Source organism: Komagataeibacter saccharivorans, from assembly GCF_004348195.1.
GTDB classification, from domain to species: domain Bacteria; phylum Pseudomonadota; class Alphaproteobacteria; order Acetobacterales; family Acetobacteraceae; genus Komagataeibacter; species Komagataeibacter saccharivorans.
The window spans coordinates 1-24,419 of the sequence record NZ_CP036406.1; the positions used below are offsets into that span (position 1 = coordinate 1).

Below are 24,419 nucleotides of genomic sequence, written 5' to 3' on the forward strand. Positions count from 1 at the left end.
ACGAAATCATCAACGGCACGGGGCTGGGCACGGTCATCCGCGAAGAAAAAGCGTGACGCATGTCCGGACCCACAAACGATGCCGTGATACTGTCTTCATGAAACGAAACCACCTTCTGCTCGCGGCGCTGCCGCTCCTTGCCGGATGCGCGGCGCATCCGGACACGGCGCCCGTCGATGTGACCACACCGGGACTGCCTTCGCCCGAACTGGCGCTCCAGCACAGTATCGACCGCGTTCACAGTTTCATGGGGAGCCTGAACCAACGGCTGGACGTGCCATCCCCGGTAGCGGCCCCACCCGGCGCGGCCGAAGCCGCGCTGGCGAAGACGGCTCCCGCTGCCGCGCCATCCGCATCACCCGCGCTGCCTGCGCGGGCCGCCACGCCGCAGGCTGCCCGTCCCGATCCCGCGCCCGTCTACGGCAAGGGCGGTATCGTATGGTTCGCCTATGCGGATGGCTCTCCTGTCATCACCTGTGCTGCGGGCGATCTGTGCATTGTGCGGCTGCAGGCGGGCGAGACGGCATCGCAGGATGCGGCAGTACTGACCGGAAGTGCCGGCTGGCGGGCCGATGTGGTGCGCGGCACGAAGGGCGTGCACGCAGGTTGGGCAGTCGCCATTTCAGCGACATCACAGGCGACCGGGGCCGTCCTGCGACTTGTGACCAACCGGCGTTCCTACATCCTGCGCCTCACACCCCATGCACCGAGCATGCGGACGGTGGCCTTTGCCTATGGCGCGAATGATCCGGTTTCCCAGCCGGAACCGGCCTGGACACCCGCCAGCGGGACACAAGACAGGTCGCCTCCCGACTTTTCCTACCGCATGAGCGGTGCGGAACCATCATGGAAGCCCATGCGCGTGTATCGCGACGGCGGCCGGACATACATCCAGTTTCCACCGGGGGGCATCAATGCCGCGCCCCGCCTGGTCATCGTCTCTCCGCAGGCATCAGGCGTGCAGGATTACGCGACGACCGGAGATTCCTACATCGTCAACCGGCCCGTCGATGAGGCCCTGCTCATCGGACGCGAAGCCGGTTCCCCCACAATCCGCATTGTCCATGGAGGAAAGCAGTAATGCGACTGCGCCATCATGCCGCCGGCCTGTCCATTGCCGTAGCCCTCGGCGGCTGCGCAGGGCAGGCCCCTGACGCGACCTCCCATATTTCGGGCGCGACGTTTCGCGATACGTCGGCATTGACCGTCTTTATTGCCGATATTCTTGCCAACAGCATGGACGCGCCCCAGTCGACGATCCAGCTTCTGCCGTATTCGGGTCCGGATACGGACCACGCACAGATCCTGCTGAGCGACACACTACGCGAGCGCGGCTTTGCCATCTCACCGGAAGGCATGCGTTATCCGGGCGCCCACGGCGTGCGATACGCCGTCTCGCCGGTCGGCCAGAACCTGCTGCTCGAACTCGATGTCGATGACGCGGATGCAACCTGTCTTTACGGCCATGACGAAGACGGCGCCCTCCAGCGCGTGGGCAGTTGCACATTGCGCGCAGGCTCCACCCTGACCCTGCGCATCCCCAGGGCAGGACCGGCCGGTATGGCGATCCACCCGGTCAGTCATTCGGTCGCAACACCGACCGCACCCGCTGCGCCGCCTGTCGAAATCTGGTCGCTTGTCGAAGGCCAGCCCATCCGCGACCAGATGATCGCATGGGGCGACCGCGCCGGATGGAAAGTCATCTGGCCGCATTCCCTGAACTGGACCGTGCCAGCGATGACCTCCTTCACCGGCGACTTCGTCAAGATCATGGGCGACGTCGTGCGCACCATCTCGGACGAAGGCAAATCCATTCACGCCGACTTCCATGCCTCGAACCGCATGCTGGTCGTCACATCCCCGGGCGGAGACAGCCGATAATGAAACCGTTCCGCACCCTTGTCGGATCCTGCGCCCTTCTTGCCCTTCTCGCAGGCTGCAAGGATTTCAACACCGCGCACCGAAGCGAAGACGACATCCGCAAGTTCGCGCGAGAAAACCACGTCCCTGACCAGCCGGTCGTCACATTCAGCGACAAGCCCTGGCTTCTGGGGGACAGCATCCGGGACGTGGATCCGGTGCCCGAAACCCTGCTGCGACCGGCCGGCCTGACATTCGCACGCCCCATGTCGCTGCGCGATCTCGTCATGGCCGCAAGCCGGGTGACGGCAATCCCTGTAAGGATAGCCCCGGATGCCGACGCCGATGACAGCGGCGGGGAAACCATGGCCACTGCCATGCCGGTGGCGTTCAACGGGACGACACTCCCCCCGCCCCCGGGTGCAACGACGGCCGCCAGCGCCACGCGCGGTTCGGGCAGTGCTGCCCGAAGTGGCAGTTCGAGCTGGAGCCGGAGCGGCACATGGTTCGATTATCATGGCACCCGTGAAGGACTGTTCCAGACGATCGCCACACGCTTCGGCATCTCGCAGCGCTGGGCCGACGACCATATCGAGTTCTTCCGCTACCAGACCAGGACTTTCCCCATTCCTGCATTCGCGGGCGAAACCACGTCGAGCAATTCCATCATCGCCTATACGGGCGGCGGCGGTGGCGGTTCATCCGGCGGGATGGGCGGCGGCATGGGGAGTATGGGCGGCGGCATGTCTTCGGGCGGCATGGGTAGCGGTGGAGGCATGGGCGGCAACAGCGGTTCGTCCGGTCAGTCCATGGGCATGGGTGGCATCTACACCCAGACGAAGACCGATCGCTGGAAGAACCTCGAAAAAACCGCTCGGACCGTCTCGAACGGGGCACAGGTGGTCGCGGATGACGGCCTTGGCACGCTCTCTGTAACGGGCACGCCGGACCAGATCGCGCGCGTCGAGGACTGGGTACACGCCCTTAGCGACAATATGCTCAAGCAGGTCGCGGTCGAGGTCCATGTCTACACCGTGAAGGTCTCGCGCGAGAGCAATTACGGCTTCAGTCCTCAGGTCTCCTTCACCTCCCATGGCGGACTGGTCGGGTTGACCTCAACGCCTGCCTCCATCCCGGCATTGCAGACTTCCGACACGCCCTTCTCGTTCGGCGCTTCCATCCTCGATACCGGCAAGGGGACCGGTGGCCTTTTCTCGGGCTCGAAGGTGGTGGTGCAGGCCCTCCAGCAGATCGGCAATGTCACGGAACAGTATGACCGCTCGGTCGTCACCACCAATGGGCTCGTGGCGCCATTCCAGAACGGGATCAACACGACCTATCTTGAAAACTCCAGCTCCATGCTCGCCACCAATGCCGGGTCATCCAGCACCCTCTCTCCCGGCGTCGTCATGTCCGGGTTCATGGGGTCGGTCACTCCCAAGGTCATCGACAACCGCATTCTGCTTCATGTGAACTTCCTGCTGCAGACACTGCTGTCGATCACCACGATCACCAGTAATGGGTCCTCCATTCAGGCGCCCAAGACGTCGAGCACTTCGCTCGACGACACGGTAACGCTCCAGAACAATTCGACCCTCGTCCTCAGCGGCTACGTCGACGACGCCACCCAGCGCACCCGCAACGGCGTGGGCTCCGCAATGAACTGGCTCTTCGGCGGCGGCGGGGACGCCGTGGTCCAGAAAACCCATGTCGTCGTAACCGTGGAGGCGCACACGCTATGAAGAGGACCCTTCTGGCCGCGACCATGATGGCAGCCCTTCCGGCGACCTGTCCCGCAGCGGATATCCCGCTGCCCTCATGCGCCCTCCATCTCGCGCAACCGCCCGTCGGCGGCGTCCTGACCGAGGAGCAGATCGACACGAACAATGCCTGCATCCTGACCATGCAGCAGGAGACGTCGGTTGCGGAAGCTGCAGCCAAGATCGAGGAGGCCAACCGGCGCGCTTCAGGGAAACAGGAGAAAGCTTCCGTCGCAGCACCTGTCGGGTATCCCGCGGTCGCCAGCCGCGTCATGGCACCGCCGCAACCGGCCATGCCGCAGCATCATATGGAGGCGCCAACGCCGCAGGCCGCAAAAGCGGCCACGCCGGTCGCAGCGCCTCCCCCGCCCCCGCAGCCGCCGGTCGTCACGGGGATCATGTGGGACGGCGCGACCTACAGCGCCGACCTGATTTTCCCTGATGGCGGCTCCATGGAAGTCCGTCGCGGGACAACCCTGCCCGACGGATCATCGGTCGTCATCGTATCGCAGGGCGGGGTCTATACGCAGGCGGACGGGGCGATCCGTCCCCTGCGTTTCGAGAGTGGAGAAACCCCGGCGCCGGCCGCGTCATCCGCGCCAGCGCCCCACCCGGCGCCATCCGCCCCACCCGTGCCGTCCATGCCCCCATCCTATCCTGTAATGCACTGAGGTCATCGTGGGATTTTTCATCAAGGACGGGGCGCGGATCTGGTGTGGTGACCTGCGCTGGAAACAGTATCCGCGCAAGCCCTCCTTCCGCACCATCCGGCGTGATGCGCTGGCGATGGACATGACGCATTTCGTGCGTACTGCCCAGCTACCCAACCGGATCGGGTATCTCAGGCTGGACCAGCAGCGCAACAAGATCCATCCCGACAGCCTGCTCCTGTCCGTCGCGGACCATTTTGGCGCGCAGTATTTCGGCGAATATGAAGTCGGCCCCGACCAGCACTGGCTGATCGCCACCGATGATGCCGGGATACCGCTGCTCGGTTCGGACGGGATCTACACGAGCGCGGAGATCGACGCGGTCAGGACGTCTTTCGCAGGGCACACATTCACCCGTGAAGGCATCCTGTCGGAAGACGAGTTCGCGACGCTTCAGAAAGCACTGCCCGCCGCGCCGATCGCCCTTCGGTCAATATCCCTGCGGCCCTACTATATTACTGCCTCGGCCGTCCTTGTCTCCGTCCTGGTCGTGTTGCAGGTGGCCCGCATCGTCCAGCAACACCGGATGGAAGCCGTCCGTCTTGCCGCACAGAAAAGCCTCAACCACACCACGCGCCCGTTCAGGCCGCCGCCGCCGATTGCTCCCGCCGACTGGGTCGGTACCTGCCTGCGGGCTGCGCACTCATTCCCGGTCTTCGCCCGCGGCTGGACACTCGGGCACTGGGAATGTCTCGACCATGGCCTGACCGTCACCTGGCAGCGCAGTGGCGGCACGCTCGCCTCTGCCCCAGCCGGTGAAATACAGGACAGCGGCAATACGGTCGCAAGTCACATTCTCCTTGGTGTTCCTCCAGCAGACCCGGCCCTGCCGGCCCCGACGCTGGATGAACGCCAGTTCCTCGCCTTCATCCAGAAGGCCGGCGCGACCCTGACTGTCGGAAAGCCGTCATCGGGAGCCGCGCGCAAGGGGGCCGGTGGCCCCGTGCCAGTCCTGTCCGCCAGCTTTACCTGGCAGACCGATCCGCAGGAGATCCCGTGGAATCAGTTCCGCGGTCTCCACGTCATGCAGATCGCGCGCGTGGTGAGCGCCTCTACCGGTAGCGGATCAAAGGACACATCGACCGGCGGATACCAGATCCAGGTGATGCTCGACAGCTCCGCCGACCCATCCTCCCGACACACAGGACCATAATATGCCCGGACGGCTACTGAACGGTCTCTTCAGGAAAAAGGATCGGGGACATGGCGAGGCACTCGTCGTTCCCGGGGACCTTGAGGGGCAGATCTATATTGACCAGATCAATCAGGTGGTGCTCGCCAGCGAGAACCTCAAAAGGAAAACCAGCTTTCTGGAATGGCTTGATGACACCCGCCGTCACAGGAACATGCGTCTTGTCCGGGTGCAGTGGGTGCCACTCAGCACGGTGACAGACAGGCTGGACCATGAACACCATGCCGGCGGCGTCCACGATGAAGAGGCTGCTGACGAGGAAGTCCGGGACCACGCTCTCAACCTCCTCAGGGAAGCCGCATCCTGGCGCGCCACCGACATTCACATCATGCGCAAGGACCGCCATACGGAAATCCAGTTCCGTATCAATGGCAGCCTTGTCACGTCGAACCGGTTCGAACTCGACAATACCTACGCCGATCGCCTCATGCGCGCGATGTATTCGCTCGGGGCATCGCGTGAAACCGCGTACAGCGACCTGTCCTTTCAGGACGGCAGCATCGCGGGCGATGTCCTGCGCGGCATGGGCCTGTCCAACGTCCGTATTGTCCGTGGCCCGTGCTTCCCGGTCTCGGAAGGCGGAAAGTTCATGGTGCTGCGTCTTCAGCCAGCCGGTGAATACGCAAGGAAACCCGCCGCCCCGATCAAGGTGGATTTCAGGCCACCGCGCAGGCCGCCGGGCAAGCTCAGGCTGGAATCCTACGGGTTTTCGCCCGAACAGATAGAACGTCTCCTCAATATCGTGAACGCCCCATCAGGGATACTGATCTGCACGGGACCAACCGGTTCTGGAAAAACGACCCTGCTCTTCGAGCTTGCCCGCAACAAGGCGGATATGCAGCCCGGCCGCCGTCTGGTCACCATCGAACATCCTGTTGAACTGCCAATGCCATGGGCCATCCAGCTCGATATCGCGAATACGGGCGGTGATTCCGGTCGCGATGCCGAGGCCGTGGGCCAGGCGTTCAGGGCCAGACAGGTCACAAGCCTGCGTATGGATCCCGACGATCTCGTTGTCGGTGAAATCCGCGATGCCGAAGTGGCGCTGACAACATTCGCAGCCGCGCAGACCGGCCATTTCGTGATGACGACACTTCACGTCGACGACCCGTTCGACGCACCGCTCCGGCTGCGCAATCTCGATTATGACCGCCTGAATTTCGGGATCACCTGCAACGCCTCGGTCGTTCGCGGGATCGTGGCGCAGCGCCTCCTGCCGCTGCTGTGTCCACACTGCGCGCAGCGGTGGACGGTCAGTGACGAACGCATGACCCGCCGTGCCCGTGAGGCCGTGCTGACATGGGGAGACGACCCGTCCGCCATACGCAGGATGGGACCCGGATGTGAACACTGCAACGGCACCGGCATTGCCGGACGCACCGCGGTCGCCGAGGTGGTGGAAACCGACGAACAGCTCATGTCGGATTTCGTCGAATATGGGACAGCCGTAGCGCGCCACCGCTTCCGGGCACGGAAAGATGTCGATCCTCCCATGGTCGAGACCGCGATGGGGCGCGTGTTCCGGGGGCTCGTCGATCCCTACACCGTAACACAGACCGTCGACCGCATCCGCGCGCGCGACGTGGTGCTGGCCGAACGCGAGGCCGGTGCGAGGCATGTCAGGGGAGAGCCGAGGCGGTGATCCCCTCCCTGTCCGGACCCACAACCACCTGCGCGACACTATCGACGAACAGACGGAACCCGTGAACCATGGCTCTGAAAATTGTCTATTCGGACGTGTCACCAACAGGTGCCAGCCACAGAACAGCCGTGGCGGAATGGCTCGACGCAAACCTGTCCTTCAACTGGAAGGCGAGGGCGACCCTTTACCAGATGATTTCCCTGCGCATGGGCTGGGGGCTGTCCCCGGAAAGCGTGCTGGAACTCTATGCACGCCAGCTACGCCGTCGCCGCAAACGCTCCGTGCCAAACATTCTCGACAGCATCCGTGAGCGCATGAACACGAAAGGTCTCTCCTTCGCCGAAGCCATCCGGCCGTATGTCCCCGATGATGAATACATGATGATCGTATCGGGCGATAAGGCGAACAATATCCCTGCAGCGCTGGACCTTGTCTGTGACGTCAAGTCACGCATCCGCAAAATCATGCAGGCTATTCGTAGCGCCCTTTACCAGCCCGCCAGTTATCTGGGGGTCCTGTTCGTGTCCCTCTACGTCATCGCGAACTGGGTCGTGCCAAGCCTCGTCACGACATCTTCCATCATGAAGAGCGACGATACGTCGCTTCATATTCTCGTCCTCGCCTCAGGCATGGCGACCGGAAAAATGGTTTTCGTATCCGGGGGCGTGATGCTCGTGCTGGTCGTGCTGCTGTGGTTCAGTCTTACACGGCTGACCGGCCCGTTACGGCTGCTTCTCGAACATCTGCCGCCATGGTCCACCTATCGCAATGTCCAGGGATATGTCTGGCTGGCAGGATTCATCGCGCTGGTACGCGCCGGCATGCCCGATACCGAGGCTCTGCAGCACCAGGCCAACAGCGCAACACCGTGGCTGCGCGAACGTCTTGAAGCCATCCTCGCCAATCTCGGGCCACGGGGACAATCGCTTCCCGAGGCCATGTCCGTCACCGGATACAACTTCCCGTCGCCCGAAATGATCGACGATATCGAAGCAAGCTGGGGCGGCAAGGGCGCTTACGAGCGCCTCCTGAGCAACAGCCGTGCCTGGGCGGACGCGCTTGAGCAGCAGGCGCTGGCGGGCGCGAACATGGCACGCTCCGTGTTCTCCATCGTCATGATGCTGCTCGCGGCGGGTCTTGCCGTCATCGGAAGCAATATCGGCTCCGGATCCGGGTCAATGGGCGGCATGTAAATCCCCTCCCCCCCGAACAACCCCTGAATACAGAAAGGAAGATCACGTAATGGACACCATTGTCCCTATTGTCGTCAAAGTCGTTACAGCCCTGCTGGCACTCGCAGCCCTGCTGGGCCTCATCTACGAACTGTTCCACAAAAGCAGCGCCGAAACGGCGGCCGGCTACCAGAGCAATCTCTTCACCAATATCGAAGGGCTCTACCATGGCGGCATGTCAGCCGCCAATTACTCCGACCTCTCCAATTCGGTTGCGATCAAGGCTGCCGCTGTCCCACATGGCATGACCAACGGGGACGGCAGCAGCATCACGGGCCCATGGCCCAACTCCACCGTAACCCTGAGCAGCGCCAATGGCGGTGCGGGCTGGCAGGCATTGTGGAGCAATGTGCAGAGCGATGGCTGCGCCTCGTTCGTCCGTTCACAGGCCGCATCCAACATTACCGTCGGCGGCACGACGATCACCCCAACCGATACCTCGTCAACGAGCGAGATCGCCAACGCCTGCAACGCCATCGAGTCCGGAGCCACGACGACCATTATCTTCGAGTATGACGGCTAGGCGTAAAGGACATCCGCGATGCCTTTCCTGATCCTCGCGCTGGCGATGCTTGTCATCGTCGGCGCCCTCTCGCAAGGGCTTGGCGTCACCAACCGGCAGATCCGGCCGGTCGCTGACATCGTAGCCGACCCCGCCGCGCTCTCATGGCTTGCTTACAAGGATGCCGTGCAGACCTATGTCGAACGCAATCCCGCCTTCTCCGGTACCGTCCCCCTTGACCAGATTGGCGTGCCAGCAGACGGCCCCGGCCTCTCTACGGCCGGAAATTTCGTCACACGCGATGCCGGGACAACGCAGGTCGTCACCTGGATGGCGCTGTCCGGATCCGCCATCTCCAGTGCCCGCCGTCTTGCGGCGGGCGACCAGAGCATAGGCATCTCCGAGGGGAACACCTGGGAGACCCCTTCATATGGGAACATGGGACCTCTGCCGGTCACGGTACCGACAGGCGATGTCGTCTCCTGTGTATCCTTCACCGGAACAGATTTCTGATGGAAAATATTGTTGGTGTCCTGATCGCAACGATCGTAGGCATGATGATCCTGCCTCATTTCCAGTCCATGGTGCAGCAGGGCACCGGCTTTTCCGTCGATGCGACCACGTCGGGACAGTTCCGCTCCCTTCTCGAAGCAGGACAGAAATACACGGACAAACATAGCGAGGAACTCGCAAACTCGGTTCCGGTAAACGGCTCCGCGGTTTCTGTTCCCCTCTCGACGCTTGTCAGCGACAGCGATCTCCTGCCCGGCTTCACGTCCATAAACCCATACGGCCAGACGTGGGCGGTCTATCTCATGCAGCCCGTATCCGGAACGCTGTCCGTGGTGGTTGAATCACAGGGCGGCAGCACGATCAACGGGACGGACGAAGTCCGCATCGCCTCGGGCACAGGGGCGCAGGGTGGATACGTCCCGTATGACGGCATGTTCGGCCACCTGAGTTCATCAACCGCCACCGGGGCCAGCGGGAGCTGGAGCCTGCCCCTGACATCGGTACCCAACCCCGGCGCCGGCCATCTGGTCGGACTTCTGCAGTATTCGAACGCCCCCGTTACAAACCCCGATTACATCTATCGCGATCAGGTGCAGGGGCATCCCGAATTCCAGACCATGAACGCAGCACTCGACATGAACGGGAACAACATCAATGCCGCCAACGATGTGAACGCAACGCGTGGCCTGTTCGCAGGCGGCAACCCCAATGGCGGCTATGGCGGCGTGCAGGTAGGGAACGCCTGGGTCTATGGCGACGACACCAACGCCGCGATCCGTGCCCCCTCGTCGGGCGGCGTCTTCATGCAGCATACCGACGGAAGCAATGCGGACCTGACGGCAGGACACGGCCGTTTTTCGGGCAATATAGGGACCCACGGATATGATCCGGAGAACGGTCTTCCAGAGGGCTGGTTCGGTGGTGTGCACAGCTGGGATGGTTACTTTGAAGGGACCGTGGCAGTTGGCACGCAGGGATCGGTGGTCGGCTTCCTCGATACATCTGGCTACGGCTACGTCCATGATACAATGACAAGCGGCAACCAGATGGTGACGAAGACCAGATTCTATGTCCAGGACCCGGGATGTGGCTTTCAGGTGGGCGACGTCCAGTTCTGCGGCGACAGCTACAACGCGGTGATCAATGCTCCGGGGGCCACGTATTTCCATCACGGGGATGGAACCAACGGAGACATCGTCGCCGGTTCGGCGAGCCTTGAGGATGTCCAACTGGGAACGGCCAATGGAAGCGCGGTTCGCGGAAACGGCTGCTCGCCAAACGGCATGATCGCGCAGCAGGCGTCCGGGGATGGCACCATCATGACCTGCCTGAACGGGTTGTGGACTCCCCTCTCGGCCGGCCTGCACATAACCACATACGCACTGAATGATGGCGACAGTGAAATCGCCGACCTTGGCGAACACCTCATGTGTGCCCTTGCCGGTACATTCGAAGAAAATGCCTCCAATACGTCGCCGAACGCCACCCGCGTCCTGCCCGGCGGTGTCGCACCCGATGGCGGTGTGACATGGCTGCTTTCGCGCGGCGCCAGAAACCCTCTTGGCGGCACGGCCGTATGTATCGACCTCGACGGGACGGCCACGGTCCAGGCCACGAACGCCACCGTCAGCTATGCCAACTGACGCCGTGACGACACTTCCGGACTGTGCCGCCGTGGCGGCTGGATACTACGGCGTCCCACTGGCGATCGTGGAACATGTCAGCAGCAGCACGCCCCATTCGGGCGGCATCGGCCCAATGGGTATACAGCCCGGCTGGCTGCCCGTTCTGGAAAAGGCGGGATTTTCACCGGACGCCATAAAAACCGACATCTGCATGAACATTGCCGCCGGGGCATGGATCCTCAGATGGAGTGGCGCTGCCCAACAGCGCAAACCGCCGCCCGATGCGTCACATGACGGCCGGCCACAACCCGCGTTCGCGCCGCCGGGGAAACTTCCTCCCGGTCTCGACGCCTGCGTCTCGGACGCGGCCGGTCGCTACCGTCTGCCCGAAGTGCTGTTCCGCGCCATCCTGCTTACCGAAGGAGGACAGGTCGGACACATAAGCGGCAACCGCAACGGCAGCTATGACATGGGACCGGCACAGGTCAATTCGACGCACCTTCCCGAACTGGCCCGCATGGGGATCACACGCGAACAGGTCATCAATGACGGCTGCCTCAACATCCAGATAGGCGCATGGATACTCGCCCGTGCCCTGAACGGACAGACGCCCGCCAACCCGGCCGAGTTCTGGCGTCGGGTCGGAAACTACAACAGCACCACTCCGGAACATAACCGGGCCTACCAAGCGAAAGTCTGGAAAAATGTCGTAGTGGCGTCGCACCCACAACAGCCTGCGGGATGATCCCCGCATGATGAGATCATCCCCTTTCATGGCCTGCACGCTGCTCGCCACCGCACTGGCCCTGACCGCGTGCAGCGGACACCCGGCCGCACCGCCACCGACCACTCCGACCATGGCGCAGGACATGTCGGGCCTGCTTGAAACCATGGACAGTCTCGGACAGATCCGTTTCCCGATGGTGCGCCCGGGATCGGTCCTGCCCGCGGAAATGAACCGCCCCATGAGCTGGCACTGGTCCGGACCGCTGGACGATGCGGTCAGGATACTGGCCCGCCGGGTGGGTTACGCCGCCGTCACCCCGGCCGCCGCCCATGCCATCACGGTGCGCGTGGACGACGACAACACCACGGCGGGACGCCTGTTCGACCACCTTGCGGCTGCTGCCGATCCCCGTGCCGAAATCGACATCGACGTGCCCCGGCACACCATCAGGATAATCTGCCATGCGTAAGCCCCTGCACGCCCTGCCGCTGCTTGTCGGCCTGTCACTGCTCCCGGCCATGGCATGGGCCGCGGACGTATCGGGCAAAGGTCCTGCCGACCTGCCCGTGCCGGCGATGCCCGCCACACAGAATGCCGCGGCGGGCGCGATCAACACGCCACTGACAGGCGCGCTCATCGCACCGGTCATCACCGACGTGAACCGCCCGCCCTCCATGGAAGCCCTGATGGCCATCCGTCCCGGATACTCTCCGAAACAGGAAGCCGGAAACGGTCGTGACGATACCGTCCGTCAGGCCGCGTGGGCCTATGGGGCGCAGGGTGGTCTGGCCGCACGCTCATACGCCATAAACCTCATGCTCGAACGCGAAAGCGCCATACTGGACCGGGAGTTTGATTTCCGGCCACTGGTGCTGCCGATCAATAACGGCACACTCCTCCTGCGACCGCCGGTCGTCACCAGCGCCCAGATGTCCGTCGCCCTCGATCCATCGGGACAGACAGCACAGTTCGCCGAACAGATATACGAAGTCACGCGGCAGGCGCAGGTCGTCACCGCCATTCCCCAGTGGCGCACATGGCTCACGCGCCGGTACGCGATGCCGTCGGCCCCCAACGATGCCCTACGCCCCCGCACGACGCACGAAGTCGAAGTCTGGCGCGAGGGCGTAGCCCGCGGGTTCGCGGCGGGCGAACGGCAGGCGGTCGAAATCTTCCTCGACGATCTGGCGCGCCTCGAGCGCGAGATCATCGGCATGGCGCGCTATCGGGCGCTGCTGAAGGCGGGCAAGGTCGAAGCGCCACAGGTGGCGCTGCTCAATCATCCGACACAGGGCGGCCATGACCTCATGCGCGTCAACGTGCAGGATATCCGCATCCGCACCCAGCCCGGGCTCGATGCGAACCGTGCCCACTGGCATGTTACGGGAGACGGCCAGTGACGCCCGGAACGTCTTCGTCCAACGCATGGGATCATGGACGGGCCGCCAGCCTGATCGGCGGCATGGGGCTGGCCTGTGTCATCCTGACACTTCTGGCGTGGTTGCGCTTCCATACGCAGATCGCGCAGGTGATCCTGTTCGTTCAGGATATCGAACTGGATGTCATCGGCCTGTTCACCCACCGCTACGACCAGATCCATGACAGCCTGCATCACGCCGTCCCCGAGCTGGTGTCGTGGAATACGCTGTGGCGTCTGTGCACAATGACGGGACTGGCGCTACGCATTCCCGCCATTGTCCTCATCATTGCCCTTGCCGCGCTCTGTCTCGCCCGTGCACCCCGCAGCCGCTACCGCGAACGTTTTGGCCTCGATGGCATGCAGGCCGTGCTCGCACGCATCCATCCCCTCGGTGCGGCGTGGGTTGGCGGGAAACTGCCCCTCTCCGAGCCTGCACCGCCGGGCAGGGCACTGCGTCCCCTCGATCCGGCGCTGCGGCCCATGGAATGGCTTGACCGTTACTGCCCGGGAGATGCCGGGGCACCTGACTGGGGGCAGACGGCCCGCGACGCCCTCGCCCGTCAGCTCGGCCAGCCATGGAGCGCTCCGAAAGCCCTCCCGCCTGCCGAACTGTGTCTGTTCATGGTGTTCGCCTTCTTCGGCCAGCGCCGCAAGGAGGATGCCCGGAACCTTCTTGAAGCCCTGTCGCGGGCCGTCGCAGGCAACCTGAAGAAAGGCGCGCCAGCAGCCCCGGTCGCAGCCCCCGAACGCTTCATCCGGCATCTTCACCGGATCCATGACGCCAATACATGGGATGACGCCATCGCCATGGCGAACGCACACGCATACAGCCGTCCGGCCCTGCTTACCCTGCTGCAGCATGCCCGCAGCCGCAGCGGTGTCGTCAATCCGGGTGTCTTCTGCGCGGTGCAGTTCCTTGACCGCGATCTGTGGCTCGCGCTCTCGGCCCCTTCCTACCCCCAGCACGGCTCTCCGCCATACGTGCTGTCCACCACTGTCTGCGTGGAAGCACAGGCGCTCATCGAACACTGGCAGGCCGAAGGCATGCAGGGAGGCCCGATCGGGGAACCCCGTATCGGTCGCACCTTCACCACCCTGAAATCAGTAAAGGCTGGCATTTCTACCCATGACGCCTGAAGACACGAAAACCGGGATGCTCTTCCTCGGCGCACGCAGCGCCGTAACCGAGCTGCGCCACTGGGTGCTGCGCACCTATCTGCTCGAAGACAACCAGCTCGACACCAGCATGGTGATGACCCTGCCGCAGCTCGACCATGTGGCGCGACATGGCACTTTTTACGGCTACGACGTCTCACGCGCGCCAGAAACCCTGATTACACCGGTGCGGGACTATATGAGCGCCATCCGCGAAGGTCGTCAGCCCCGCAGCGGGCGTGAACTGCCGCGCAGGCTTTACCAGGCGCACCGGCGGATCTGCGAACTCATGGAAGGCTCGCTTCGTCCCGGCAGCCGGGGCGGCAGGAGGCCCTCGCCATGAACGCGCAGTACTGGCCCGAAGACGGGGTCTCACCGAGAGCCGACGCGCTCGACCGGATGCTCGTATGGTGCGCCCGGCAGGACGCCTCGCGTATCCAGTTGCAGACCGACAGACCCGTTGTCATGAGGGTCCACGGTCGCAACCGCACGATCACCCGCGATGTGCTGCTGCCGGGTGTCGTGGAAGACGCCATCAATTACATGTTTCGTGACAGCACCGCGGTTACCCACCTGCGACAGTCCAGGGCGCTGGATCTGTCCCATACCGTATGGCCGGACCGGCGTGCGCGACGCCACTCCTTCCGTATCAACGCCGTCTCGACCCTGGTCGGCCCGACACAGGCGGTTGGCATCACGATCCGGCCTCTGGTCGATATTCCCCGCCCGCTCAGCGACCAGAACATCGAGCCCAGTCTTCTCGAGGCACTGGAAGGCGATAATGGCATGTACCTGGTCTGCGGCGCGACAGGCAGCGGCAAGACCACGCTGCTCGGGGGGATCAACCGCAAGCGGCTCGAAGATCCCGACTGTCATATGGATCTGGTGGAGGGCTCGGCCCCGCTGGAGCTGCTCTATGATCTCGTGCCAACCATCAATTCCACCGTCATGCAGATCGAGATCCCACGCGGCCTGCCGACTTTCGCCGAATTCATCCGGGCAGCCATGCGACAGGAACCAACGGATATCGTCGTGGGAGAAATTCGTGACCCCGAAACCGTGACGGCCGCGATTCAGGCTGCGATTTCCGGGCATCGCCTTCTCTCGTCAATGCACACCTTCGACTGCGCTTCGACGATGCGCCGTATCGCCGCGCTATGTCCTGCCGACCAGCGCGACAGCCTGACCATCTCGTTCGTGGAAAACCTCAGACTGATCGTCAACCAGCGCCTGTTGCGCTCCACGGATGGACGGCGCACGCCCGTACGTGAATTCCTCCCCGTCACCCGCGCGTTCCGCGACCGGCTGCTCGACGCGGACCTGAAACGCTGGCCTGAACTGACCCGGGAGGCGGTCGAGACATCGGGACAGACATTCGCGCAGTCGATCAACGCGGCCTTCGGTGAAGGCCGGATCACCGAGGCGGTTGCCGCCGCCGCCCTGAAACAGGAGGCATAACCATGTGGCGCTTTACAGCCGACCCCGTGCGGCTACTCATCATTGACTGTCGTGCGATGGCGCCCATGGCACTGTGGCTGGTCCACATGCGCGAATGGACGTTCATCACCGCAATCATCGGCGTAGCGTTCTTCGGTCTGCTGGCATGGCTGGGCCTGACCCTTCCGGTCGCATGGCGCATGTTCCGGGTCTTCGTGTCAGGGCCGCGACGCCCTCTCCTGCCTGCGTGGAAACGGCGGGACTACGCGTGAGCGACATGGAAACCGTAATTGACGCCGTAAGCGACATGCTCCGGACAGGCGGTTATGTCTTCACCCTGGAGGGTGCGAGTCAGTCTTTCCTGACGCCCAGACAGATCGCCGCCCCCGACTCCCTGCTGCCGGTTCTGACCCGGCTGGCCGAAGAACTGTGGCGCCGGGATACCGGAAACGGTTTCGGACTGCTGATCGAGCCAGACCCGGAAGCACTCGCGGGGCATGCGCTGGTCGCCATTCATCATGCGCCGCTTTCTCTGGTCGTATTAACCATGGACGAAGTCCTGCGCCGCGTGGGCGATGGTGGTTCAGAGATCCCACTTGAGGCCCTTCATCAGTACGCAGCCGCACTGTACCCGTAAACGCACCCACAACCGTCCGCCGCATAACAGGTTTCCTACATCGTGCAGAGGAACGACCTGTGATCATCATTCTGAAGAGCGGCGACAGTCCTGTCACCATCGTGCCGGGCGAGGGCGGTGTCAGTATCATAAGCGAACCCGATATGACATGCGGCAGCGCCGCCACTGCTGCGGCGCTTATCCGCCAGCGCGGCACGGCCGTCTCACAGCCCGCCGGTCGGAACGTGTCCGTGGCGCATGGAAAACGGCGTCTGGGGGTTGGCCTGTGCCTCCTGTCCTTCTGTCTCATCGGGCTGGCATTCGGTCGGGGGCTCCTGTCCGGCCATGCCAGTCCGTCCGTCCCACCAGCCGCGCCCGCCCATAACGTCGCGGGTCCTCAACGACATGCGGAAGACCTGCCCTTCCCGCCGCCCGCCCCCGGCGTGCCACGCACATCTGATCCGGCGCCATCACGGCCGGACACGCCCGCCACCGTCAACACCCCGTTCGGGCTGCAGTAGCCATGGCCGTCATCCAGCGTCGCATCGACGGTCCGCAGGATTTTCACGAACAGCGCGGCGGGATCGCCTACCGTGACACCCGAACCGTCGGCGTACACCTTAAGGAATCCCTTACAACCGGCGCATCCGCCATCGGACTGGTGGGCATGGCCGCGACGGTTTTCGCGGCACCCGCACTGACGACCGCGATCCTGCCCCTTGCACTTGCCTATGCGGGCTATGTCATGACCCGCCCCATCACGATGCCGCTCCGCCTGCCCGCCGATACCCGGCGCAAGGATTACGGCAATCCCGTACCCGACCCGAAACGGGTCGGCGTCCAGCGCCCCGGTCCCGCGAAAGGAGACTGGTTCCTCGGCTGGGATGATACGACCGGACAGCAGATATGGCTTGCGGGCGAGGACATGACGATGCACGCCGTCCTGCCTGGTGCTACGGGATCGGGCAAGACGCAGTTCCTATACAGCCTGCTCTGCAACGCCCTTGCGCAGGGCAGCGGCTTCACCATTGTCGACGCGAAAGGGTCGAACAATCTTGTTTTTTCCGTCGCCGCACTCCTGCAGCGCTGGGGTATGGGGGCCAATCTTCGCATCATCAACCTGATCGTCTCGGACGGCGACAGGAAAACCAATACGTGGAACCCGTTTGGCAGCGTCAATGCCGAGGGCATGACCGAACTGCTCCTGACCCTGTTCCTGCCCGAAGATGAAAACGGCGGTGGCAACTCGCAGCACTTCAAGGATCGGGCGGATGCCCTGATCCGCAGCATGGCGCATGTCTTTGTCTGGCTGCGCGATCACTGCGGCATACCCGTTACGGCGGAGACGATCCGGGCCAACTTCTCCGACATCCAGTCCCTTATCGACCTGACGCGTTCTCCCGACCATTCAAACGCACAACGCCGGTTCCACTTTTACAATGATACCGCGGGGAAGATCGAGACGATCCCCCTGCCCCCGGAGTTTCCCGCGAAAGTCCTCAACCCCGTTCGGGCCTATGTTGCGGAAACGGGTGGGTATTCATCCGAAAAGGGCGACGCATCCGGTCAGGACAAGGTGCGCGAACAGCATTCCTATGTCGTGGGCGGCTTTGCGCGGACATTCACCCAGATGACCACGACACTGCGCCATATCTTCCAGTGCGCGGTGCCCGATATCGACTTTCGCGACATCATCTTCAACCGGCGTGTCCTCGTCGTCCTGATCCCTTCGCTCGAAAACTCGACCTCGACCAATGCAGCGCTGGGCAAGACCATCATTACCGCCCTGCGCTACGCTCTCGCCGGCGCCCTCGGCACATCGCTGGAGGGCAGTTACGAGGATCTGGTCACCAACCGCCCGTCCGCATCCGCCACACCCTATCCGATCATCATCGACGAAGGCGGATATATCGCCACCCGTGGCCTTGATGTCATGATGGCGCAGGGCCGTGAACTCAACATCAGCCTGCTCCTGTCATTTCAGGAAGTAGGATCGTTCTACGCAACGCTGGGGCGTGACCGGAGCGTGCCGCTCCTGGGCAACCCGAAGCTCAAGATCATCGAAAATCTTGAGGATTCCGGTCCCACGCGCGAATGGATCGAGCAGACGGCCGGCACGATGCAGGTCAGTGTTCTGCCCGGCTATGACACGTCGACGGCGCTCGGCGTCTATACTGACCAGACACGCGCCGATATCCGGGAAGTCAAACGGGTATCATGGAGTGACGTCCAGTCCCTGCAGCAGGGGCAGGCGATCGTCCTGTTCCGGGGCAAGCGTATTTATACCCGCCTGTTCTATGCAGGCGTAAAACCGTCCGGCGTCAACCGTGTCTTCCCGATGCTGTCCCTTGCGCGACCCTCGCAGACCGCATCCGCCATCACATCCGGCAACGCCCCGGACCCGGACGCCGCCATCCGGCAGCATCTCGTGGCAGGTGATGACATTGTCACGGCATCGCGCCTGCCTGCGCTGCCCGGATCACTCGGCGCGGTTTTCGACCGGCTGGCGACAATCATAGAGGTTCAGGCGACACCTTCCGAAGACGTGCAGGAACTGTTCGGCTCGGGAATGCCATCTCTCCCGGCAGCACCCTATGCCTGCCTGTTCCAGAGCCTGCCAACGCCCTATCCGCGACGCCATGATGCCGCCGTCAGCCTGATCGACCCGGAAATCAACCGCGCACTGTTCGAGACGATGGTTGCTTTCGAGATCCGCATGGGTGCCGCCGAGGCGCAGGCCCGTAACGCCGTAGCCACCGCATTGAATGCGGCCGCAGGTAGCCCGGCCCAGAAATGATAAAGATGAAATCGTTCTTCCAGTTTTTCCTGCCGCCCCTTTTCCTGCTCGGGTTTGCCGCCGCTCTGAGGATCAATACCTTCGGAAATCCGATGCTCGACTGGGACGAGCAATATTATCTGTTCGGCGGGGGACGGCTCCTGCATGGAGACATTCCCTATGTGGACTTCTGGGACAGGAAACCGGTCGGACTGTTCCTGATCTATGGGTTTTTCCATCTGTTCGGCCCTTACCGGATCGTGGCCTATCAGACGGGTGCGCTGCTGGCTCTATGGGCTACCGCGCTGCTGATCCGCCGTATGGCCCGGATCATCGCGCCTCCCGGCGGGGCATTCATGGCCGCCGTCATTTATGAAATCTGGCCTATACTTGCGCGAGGCGAGAGCGGACAGTCGCCGATCTTCTATAACCTTCCTGTCGCAGGCGCGATGGCGCTCATCATGACGCATATCGCCGATCTGCGGACCACCGATACTGCGTATCGCAGGAAGATCGGCACACTGGCCATGCTCCTCTTCGGGCTGGCAATACAGATAAAATACACCGTCATCTTCGAAGGTATATTTGCCGGGGTCTATCTACTGTATTTCTCCATCACATCAAGGGATGGTTTGTACCGCACAATGCTGAATGCTCTGGTGTGGATCAGTGTGGCCCTTGCCCCAACCGTTGCGGTCTACCTGTTCTATGCCGTGATCGGCCACGGGCATGAATGGATCTACGCAAACATCCTCTCAGTCTTCGGCCGCACCCCCGAAAGCGCGCAGGTCCTGCTTCACAGGGTATACAGAATCCTGCTGCTGATCGCGCCGTTTGCCGCCGCGATCCTGCTTCGGCGGGCACTTCGCATCCCGCAGCCACACGACAGGGCAGCGGAGATCGGTTTCCTGAACATGTGGACCGTGGTCTCCATTGCCGCCGTCGCTGTCTTCGGCACCTGGTATATTCATTATGTCCTGCCGGTTTTCGTGCCGCTGTCGATCGAGACTGCGCCGCTATTCTGCAAGGGCACCGGCAAGGTCATGCTGTACCTGATGTGTGGCACGGGCATCATCTGGGGGCAGTTCATGATAGCCAGGCACCTCGGAAGCGAGGGCAACAGCGCCCTGTTCCACACACTGGAAAAGCAGGTCGCCTATGGCAGGGACGGATGCTTCTTCATCTACAAGGGGCCGGTGTCGCTCTACGACGACCTGCCTTACTGCCATCTGACGGATCATCCCTTCCCATCCCATTTTTCCCTTGAGAAGGAAGCACAGTCCACAGGTATGGATCCGGTAAAGGAAATGGGCGCAGTCCTGTCCCAAAAACCGGCATATATCATAACCGGCGGAGAGGAAGTCCCCGGGGAAAATCGTGCGGTCCGGGCTGCCCTCTATGACGCCCTGACACGACAATACACGATGATATATGGATGGACGCCAAAGCACGCGAGTTCGAATGATCGTGTCACGGTCTATAAAAGAGTGGACTGATGCCCGTCGACCTGCGTGCATGTCGTAACCCGCAGTGGCTACGCAGGATGGTGGTTACAGGGCCCTTCGGCTGCCGCTCGCTTTACAGAACGCGCAGGTCAGCAACAGTCCGCCTGCAGCAGACAAAACAAACTGGATGCTATCGCTCTCCTGTCAGGTATATGACGTCAAATCCATTAAGCAGATACCGGTTACTCAGGCTTTCTGCGCTACCATTGCATTGATGCGTTCGTCTGGCGAAAATGGATATATGACCGACCGCTTGAACACGCTCGCCGATAGTTATCTCGATCACATTCGGATCGCAGTAAAAGCCATGGCGATCATGGCCCACGCCCGGAGTGCTCCCGATGAATATCGACTCAAATATGCTGCGCGCGACAAGGCAGCCAAGTTGATCGTCGATCATGCCGTTCCTGTTGCCGTTATGGTCAATATGTTTTTTCAGCCGCGCGCCGATCTCACCCGCGATGGTCTTCGTGCGCTCCTGATCAAGTGGCACCATTTGGGTCTTCTTACTCACGAAGAAAATGCTCGGCTCAACGCAGCCGGGCTGAATTCAAAAATGCCTTCCGACTGGGATTATATGGATGTTTTTGCCCGCTATCGTAGTGTGGGGATTGAAGCTTCCTGACTGAAATCGCCTCGTCCCAGACATTGGGCGCTTTTACCACCATCCTGATAACGGACATGGCTCTTGGAGAAACGACGCTGACCAGCTTAAAATCGGACTTTGTATATATCGCCCCAGATTTCGATGGATTGTCGAATACAATCGAACAGCGACAACGTGTCATTAGTCATTGAACATGAAGGCTGCGCTCAACTAGGTTGTAGTGATGATGAGACACTACTTCGCCGTCCCCTCTCGACGCCATGCCAGCGATGCATGACCTTTCCGCAACTCTGAAGCTGCGGCCCGTCCGGATCGCTCTTCTGACGCGCCCAAACGATCTCCGCTCGATCCGGAAATTTATGCGCTTCTCCGTATGCTTCTGGGGGGGAGCTTACAACCCGATCATTCCGGTCATGAAAAGCCTTCCATCAGCTTGGCGCAACCACCACGGCCTAAAGGCCAACACGAGAGACATAACGCGAGGATATATCCGCTATTTTGAACCCGACGCCTATGTCGAGGCGGAAGAAGGGTTGTTGGAGGCGGCCGGTCTAGAGGGGTTTCGACGCAAACATGTGATCGGCACGCGGGTGCTCCCACTCAGCGGCCTAATGGCGAAGCAGCACAATCGGGATTGGGCTGAACCGTCGTTCGGCCTGACCATTTTCGACGCCATGCGCGACATCTATACCAAGGAGCTCCAATTCGAGACCAAGCAGCCGCGGCCTGCTAGCCTTGTGAAGCCTGATAGCAAATCACTCGTAACCGAGGCTGTTTTCGGTTGTTATCCGGGTGACAAGCTGCTCGAATATTTCCAAGCGAACTACCAGACGATCTTCAAACCCAAAGAAATTCCAGCGTCGCCGGATGCATGGCGAAGCGCATTCAGGATGGGCCATCTCACCCCACTGCGTTTCACGCGCTATAAGATCGAAGCGGAAGCGGAATGGAACGATGTCCTGACGCTGTTCGTCTTCGATCCTGCGAGTACGCTCGATTGCATCGATATCTGGAACGTGCGCTCTGAGCAGCGATCCGTGCTTCCCGTTCCAGTCGACTGGTGGGCGGACCTGTTGCCCGATATCAGGGCTCTCCTGAAACTTGAACATCGGCCCATTAAGGGGAATCTGCACGGCCTGATGCACGACAGCATCATCGAATTCGCCCGATCCATTTCCGAGGATCGCGCAAACGAATTGACCAAGGAAATCGTCGGCGATCTTCCAAAGGAAGCCGCGATTTTCAAACTTTGGCGCACGCCAGTCTGGCGTGCGCCGACGAAGCAGCAACATTCGCGAGACGAAGTTCCATTGGCCCTAAAGTCGGCGGAAAAGTACATCACGCTGTCGGTCGACGAAATGTCACGTGCCGCAACCTTCGAAACGCTCGCGCCTGAGTTCGCCTATAAATGCGGTTTCGGCAAGCTGCGCTGGATCAATACGGTCCAGCCTTCTCATTTCCATGGCGACCATCTGGGCACGACGTTGCCGTTCAATACCTTCGACCCGTATTCCACAATGATCCAGGGCTTTGGTGAGTCTGTCCTGATCGGTCGAGAGGGCTGGTCGATCGGCCTCCAATACAAGGATATTAACGCGCGGCTGACTATCCCGTCACCGGAGAGCGCAGTGATTTCAGCGTTAAAGCGGTTCGGCATTGAGGCGCGCCTGTCGGAGCCGGGACACATCGCCAAGCAGATTCTGGGTCATATCGACGGCCTTCGGGGTATGCGGTTGCTGGCCGATGCCCGAACCCTTGAGACTCTGAATACTATGGCTGGTGGCATACGACGGAAAGGCGTCGGCGATGACGAAACGGAAGAGCTGTTCGACCGTCGCTCAAAGCCTGTCCGGGAGTGGCATGCGCTGGTCGAGCGGCGTAAGCAGCAGGATCTTGGCGTGTTAAGCCTCAACGACTTCACCTCGCGCAACATCATCCGTCTGGGCCTCCAGTCGCGATGCCCGAACTGCGCAAACCTCAACTGGCACACGCTGACGGCGGTCGACTATGATGTGACCTGCGAGCGGTGTCAGCGCTCATATCCGTTCCCCCAATCCAGTCTTCAGAAGAACAACGGCAACTGGTCGTTTCGTGTCGTCGGCCCGTTCGCGGTTCCAGATTACGCGCGCGGCTCCTATGGCGCGTTGCTCGCGCTTAGGGCGATCAGCAATTTGAACGTGGGTCATAGTCCAATGGTCTATTCGACAGCGCTCTCGCTAAGCTTCGACGGTGTCGAGGCAGAAGCCGATTTTGTGGCCCTGCGTTCGCCCGAAAGTCATGGACTGCAGAGCGATCCTGAACTCATCATCTGCGAAGCCAAATCATTCGGCGCGGGTCCGCTCATCACCCAGAAAGACATCGCTAAGCTTCGCACGATCGCGAGGAAGATCGAGGGCAGCACCATTGTGATCTCGGTCCTGAGAAATCACTTCGTTGACGCGGAACTGAAGCTGATCGAGCCGTTTGTCAGGTGGTGCCGGCGCCCCACCGCGAATGGCCAGATGCACAACCCGGTCATCCTGCTCACCGGACACGAGGCCTTTTGCCGCATTAACATAGATCACACCTGGAAAGAGCTGGGCGGCAAACACGCGAAGTTTGCGGCTTTCGAGCACCGCGACAGTCTTATGGCGTTCGCGGAGGCCACACAATCGATCCATCTCGGCCTCAAGTCCTACCACGCCGAACTCCGTGAAAAGAGGGAGGCAAAGCGGGCGGCGCAACCAAACATCGTTGGCGAATGAATGCGCTCTTGTGAAATCAGCAGACGAATAGCGCCCAGAGCTGATAGAATGTCCAGTCGCTAATCGAGAACCATGGCGTGCAGAGTTGCGGCTGACAGACAGGTACCGGCCATTCGTTCCTACCGCCACGAACGACTGCTCTCCGTCCTTCGTGTCGGTCCTGGAAGAAACACTGCGCCGTGCCCAACCGTCCGCTATAGGCTGGCAGCCGCCCCAAGTGTTATTCATGTAAATGTCAGCTTTCTGGTCACCTCTCTATCAGCCGACCTTCTGTTTCCCTGAAGGGTTTCGGGCGCCGCGAGGCGTACGAAAGTCTGGGAAGACCGAACCCGCGACACCGGGACTCAGTTATGGGGAATTTGCAACTGGCGCTACCCGGGGGAGAGGCTGAGCCAG

Annotated in this window: 23 protein-coding genes; all 23 read left to right on the forward strand. The window is 61.8% G+C overall.

The annotated features are described in order from the left end of the window. Nucleotides 1-97 precede the first annotated feature (97 nt). Nucleotides 98-1,081 (forward strand): TrbG/VirB9 family P-type conjugative transfer protein, encoded by a 984-nt coding sequence (locus KSAC_RS15175; protein WP_132306564.1) that lies wholly within the window; start codon nucleotides 98-100, stop codon nucleotides 1,079-1,081. After that, nucleotides 1,081-1,881: a toxin co-regulated pilus biosynthesis Q family protein gene (locus tag KSAC_RS15180; RefSeq protein ID WP_132306566.1), complete on the forward strand. Its 801-nt coding sequence runs from the start codon at nucleotides 1,081-1,083 to the stop codon at nucleotides 1,879-1,881. Before KSAC_RS15175 ends, KSAC_RS15180 begins: the two co-directional genes overlap by 1 nt. Continuing rightward, the gene (locus tag KSAC_RS15185) at nucleotides 1,881-3,602 is read left to right on the forward strand and encodes a pilus assembly protein PilN (protein WP_132306568.1); all 1,722 of its coding nucleotides are present in this window, start codon (nucleotides 1,881-1,883) and stop codon (nucleotides 3,600-3,602) included. The genes KSAC_RS15180 and KSAC_RS15185 overlap by 1 nt, the downstream gene beginning before the upstream one ends. Next, nucleotides 3,599-4,291 carry a type IV pilus biogenesis protein PilP gene (gene pilP, locus KSAC_RS15190; RefSeq protein ID WP_132306570.1) on the forward strand — a complete coding sequence of 231 codons (693 nt, stop codon included), beginning with the start codon at nucleotides 3,599-3,601 and terminating at the stop codon, nucleotides 4,289-4,291. The genes KSAC_RS15185 and pilP overlap by 4 nt, the downstream gene beginning before the upstream one ends. Nucleotides 4,292-4,298: 7 nt before the next feature. Continuing rightward, the gene (pilO2, locus tag KSAC_RS15195) at nucleotides 4,299-5,483 is read left to right on the forward strand and encodes a type 4b pilus protein PilO2 (RefSeq protein ID WP_165927365.1); all 1,185 of its coding nucleotides are present in this window, start codon (nucleotides 4,299-4,301) and stop codon (nucleotides 5,481-5,483) included. Nucleotide 5,484: 1 nt separating this feature from the next. After that, nucleotides 5,485-7,164, forward strand: coding sequence for a GspE/PulE family protein (locus tag KSAC_RS15200; protein WP_132306574.1), 1,680 nt, complete (start codon nucleotides 5,485-5,487; stop codon nucleotides 7,162-7,164). 68 nt (nucleotides 7,165-7,232) lie between these two features. Then, nucleotides 7,233-8,357 carry a type II secretion system F family protein gene (locus tag KSAC_RS15205; protein ID WP_132306576.1) on the forward strand — a complete coding sequence of 375 codons (1,125 nt, stop codon included), beginning with the start codon at nucleotides 7,233-7,235 and terminating at the stop codon, nucleotides 8,355-8,357. Between the two features lie 49 nt (nucleotides 8,358-8,406). Next, the gene (locus KSAC_RS15210; RefSeq protein WP_132306578.1) at nucleotides 8,407-8,919 is read left to right on the forward strand and encodes a type 4 pilus major pilin; all 513 of its coding nucleotides are present in this window, start codon (nucleotides 8,407-8,409) and stop codon (nucleotides 8,917-8,919) included. A gap of 18 nt (nucleotides 8,920-8,937) precedes the next feature. Continuing rightward, nucleotides 8,938-9,411, forward strand: coding sequence for a type IV pilus biogenesis protein PilM (gene pilM, locus KSAC_RS15215; protein WP_132306580.1), 474 nt, complete (start codon nucleotides 8,938-8,940; stop codon nucleotides 9,409-9,411). Continuing rightward, complete coding sequence (pilV, locus tag KSAC_RS15220) at nucleotides 9,411-11,054, forward strand: shufflon system plasmid conjugative transfer pilus tip adhesin PilV (protein WP_132306582.1); 1,644 nt, start codon at nucleotides 9,411-9,413, stop codon at nucleotides 11,052-11,054. Before pilM ends, pilV begins: the two co-directional genes overlap by 1 nt. Nucleotides 11,055-11,058: 4 nt before the next feature. Further along, on the forward strand, nucleotides 11,059-11,781 hold the full coding sequence (locus KSAC_RS15225; RefSeq protein ID WP_243705406.1) for a transglycosylase SLT domain-containing protein: 723 nt from the start codon (nucleotides 11,059-11,061) through the stop codon (nucleotides 11,779-11,781). A gap of 7 nt (nucleotides 11,782-11,788) precedes the next feature. Next, nucleotides 11,789-12,232: a DotD/TraH family lipoprotein gene (locus KSAC_RS15230; RefSeq protein WP_132306584.1), complete on the forward strand. Its 444-nt coding sequence runs from the start codon at nucleotides 11,789-11,791 to the stop codon at nucleotides 12,230-12,232. Further along, nucleotides 12,225-13,163, forward strand: a complete 939-nt coding sequence (locus KSAC_RS15235) for a type IV secretory system conjugative DNA transfer family protein (RefSeq protein WP_132306586.1) — start codon at nucleotides 12,225-12,227, stop codon at nucleotides 13,161-13,163. Before KSAC_RS15230 ends, KSAC_RS15235 begins: the two co-directional genes overlap by 8 nt. Further along, nucleotides 13,160-14,320: a secretion/conjugation apparatus DotM-related subunit gene (locus KSAC_RS15240; protein ID WP_132306587.1), complete on the forward strand. Its 1,161-nt coding sequence runs from the start codon at nucleotides 13,160-13,162 to the stop codon at nucleotides 14,318-14,320. Before KSAC_RS15235 ends, KSAC_RS15240 begins: the two co-directional genes overlap by 4 nt. Further along, nucleotides 14,310-14,681, forward strand: a complete 372-nt coding sequence (locus tag KSAC_RS15245) for a hypothetical protein (RefSeq protein WP_132306589.1) — start codon at nucleotides 14,310-14,312, stop codon at nucleotides 14,679-14,681. Before KSAC_RS15240 ends, KSAC_RS15245 begins: the two co-directional genes overlap by 11 nt. Continuing rightward, nucleotides 14,678-15,796, forward strand: a complete 1,119-nt coding sequence (locus tag KSAC_RS15250; protein WP_132306591.1) for a type IV pilus twitching motility protein PilT — start codon at nucleotides 14,678-14,680, stop codon at nucleotides 15,794-15,796. Before KSAC_RS15245 ends, KSAC_RS15250 begins: the two co-directional genes overlap by 4 nt. Nucleotides 15,797-15,798: 2 nt before the next feature. Continuing rightward, nucleotides 15,799-16,047, forward strand: coding sequence for an IcmT/TraK family protein (icmT, locus tag KSAC_RS15255; protein WP_132306593.1), 249 nt, complete (start codon nucleotides 15,799-15,801; stop codon nucleotides 16,045-16,047). Beyond that, nucleotides 16,044-16,412 carry a hypothetical protein gene (locus KSAC_RS15260; RefSeq protein WP_132306595.1) on the forward strand — a complete coding sequence of 123 codons (369 nt, stop codon included), beginning with the start codon at nucleotides 16,044-16,046 and terminating at the stop codon, nucleotides 16,410-16,412. Before icmT ends, KSAC_RS15260 begins: the two co-directional genes overlap by 4 nt. Before the next feature lie 59 nt (nucleotides 16,413-16,471). Beyond that, the gene (locus KSAC_RS15265) at nucleotides 16,472-16,912 is read left to right on the forward strand and encodes a hypothetical protein (protein ID WP_132306597.1); all 441 of its coding nucleotides are present in this window, start codon (nucleotides 16,472-16,474) and stop codon (nucleotides 16,910-16,912) included. Nucleotides 16,913-16,914: 2 nt separating this feature from the next. After that, nucleotides 16,915-19,188 (forward strand): type IV secretory system conjugative DNA transfer family protein, encoded by a 2,274-nt coding sequence (locus KSAC_RS15270; protein ID WP_132306599.1) that lies wholly within the window; start codon nucleotides 16,915-16,917, stop codon nucleotides 19,186-19,188. A gap of 299 nt (nucleotides 19,189-19,487) precedes the next feature. Next, the gene (locus KSAC_RS15275) at nucleotides 19,488-20,663 is read left to right on the forward strand and encodes a hypothetical protein (protein WP_165927366.1); all 1,176 of its coding nucleotides are present in this window, start codon (nucleotides 19,488-19,490) and stop codon (nucleotides 20,661-20,663) included. A 34-nt stretch (nucleotides 20,664-20,697) separates the two neighbouring features. After that, entirely contained in the window at nucleotides 20,698-21,297 is a 600-nt protein-coding gene (locus KSAC_RS15280) for a hypothetical protein (RefSeq protein ID WP_132306603.1), read from the forward strand. A 341-nt stretch (nucleotides 21,298-21,638) separates the two neighbouring features. Then, nucleotides 21,639-24,023: a hypothetical protein gene (locus KSAC_RS15285; protein ID WP_132306605.1), complete on the forward strand. Its 2,385-nt coding sequence runs from the start codon at nucleotides 21,639-21,641 to the stop codon at nucleotides 24,021-24,023. Nucleotides 24,024-24,419 lie beyond the last annotated feature (396 nt).

What these genes read in the sequence shown, in the direction of transcription:
- KSAC_RS15175 (WP_132306564.1), top strand. Translation starts at nt 98, where the DNA reads ATGAAACGAAACCACCTTCTGCTCGCGGCGCTGCCGCTCCTTGCCGGA.
- KSAC_RS15180 (WP_132306566.1), top strand. Translation starts at nt 1,081, where the DNA reads ATGCGACTGCGCCATCATGCCGCCGGCCTGTCCATTGCCGTAGCCCTC.
- KSAC_RS15185 (WP_132306568.1), top strand. Translation starts at nt 1,881, where the DNA reads ATGAAACCGTTCCGCACCCTTGTCGGATCCTGCGCCCTTCTTGCCCTT.
- pilP (WP_132306570.1), top strand. Translation starts at nt 3,599, where the DNA reads ATGAAGAGGACCCTTCTGGCCGCGACCATGATGGCAGCCCTTCCGGCG.
- KSAC_RS15200 (WP_132306574.1), top strand. Translation starts at nt 5,485, where the DNA reads ATGCCCGGACGGCTACTGAACGGTCTCTTCAGGAAAAAGGATCGGGGA.
- KSAC_RS15205 (WP_132306576.1), top strand. Translation starts at nt 7,233, where the DNA reads ATGGCTCTGAAAATTGTCTATTCGGACGTGTCACCAACAGGTGCCAGC.
- KSAC_RS15210 (WP_132306578.1), top strand. Translation starts at nt 8,407, where the DNA reads ATGGACACCATTGTCCCTATTGTCGTCAAAGTCGTTACAGCCCTGCTG.
- pilM (WP_132306580.1), top strand. Translation starts at nt 8,938, where the DNA reads ATGCCTTTCCTGATCCTCGCGCTGGCGATGCTTGTCATCGTCGGCGCC.
- pilV (WP_132306582.1), top strand. Translation starts at nt 9,411, where the DNA reads ATGGAAAATATTGTTGGTGTCCTGATCGCAACGATCGTAGGCATGATG.
- KSAC_RS15230 (WP_132306584.1), top strand. Translation starts at nt 11,789, where the DNA reads ATGATGAGATCATCCCCTTTCATGGCCTGCACGCTGCTCGCCACCGCA.
- KSAC_RS15235 (WP_132306586.1), top strand. Translation starts at nt 12,225, where the DNA reads ATGCGTAAGCCCCTGCACGCCCTGCCGCTGCTTGTCGGCCTGTCACTG.
- KSAC_RS15245 (WP_132306589.1), top strand. Translation starts at nt 14,310, where the DNA reads ATGACGCCTGAAGACACGAAAACCGGGATGCTCTTCCTCGGCGCACGC.
- KSAC_RS15250 (WP_132306591.1), top strand. Translation starts at nt 14,678, where the DNA reads ATGAACGCGCAGTACTGGCCCGAAGACGGGGTCTCACCGAGAGCCGAC.
- icmT (WP_132306593.1), top strand. Translation starts at nt 15,799, where the DNA reads ATGTGGCGCTTTACAGCCGACCCCGTGCGGCTACTCATCATTGACTGT.
- KSAC_RS15270 (WP_132306599.1), top strand. Translation starts at nt 16,915, where the DNA reads ATGGCCGTCATCCAGCGTCGCATCGACGGTCCGCAGGATTTTCACGAA.
- KSAC_RS15275 (WP_165927366.1), top strand. Translation starts at nt 19,488, where the DNA reads ATGGCCCGGATCATCGCGCCTCCCGGCGGGGCATTCATGGCCGCCGTC.
- KSAC_RS15285 (WP_132306605.1), top strand. Translation starts at nt 21,639, where the DNA reads ATGCGCTTCTCCGTATGCTTCTGGGGGGGAGCTTACAACCCGATCATT.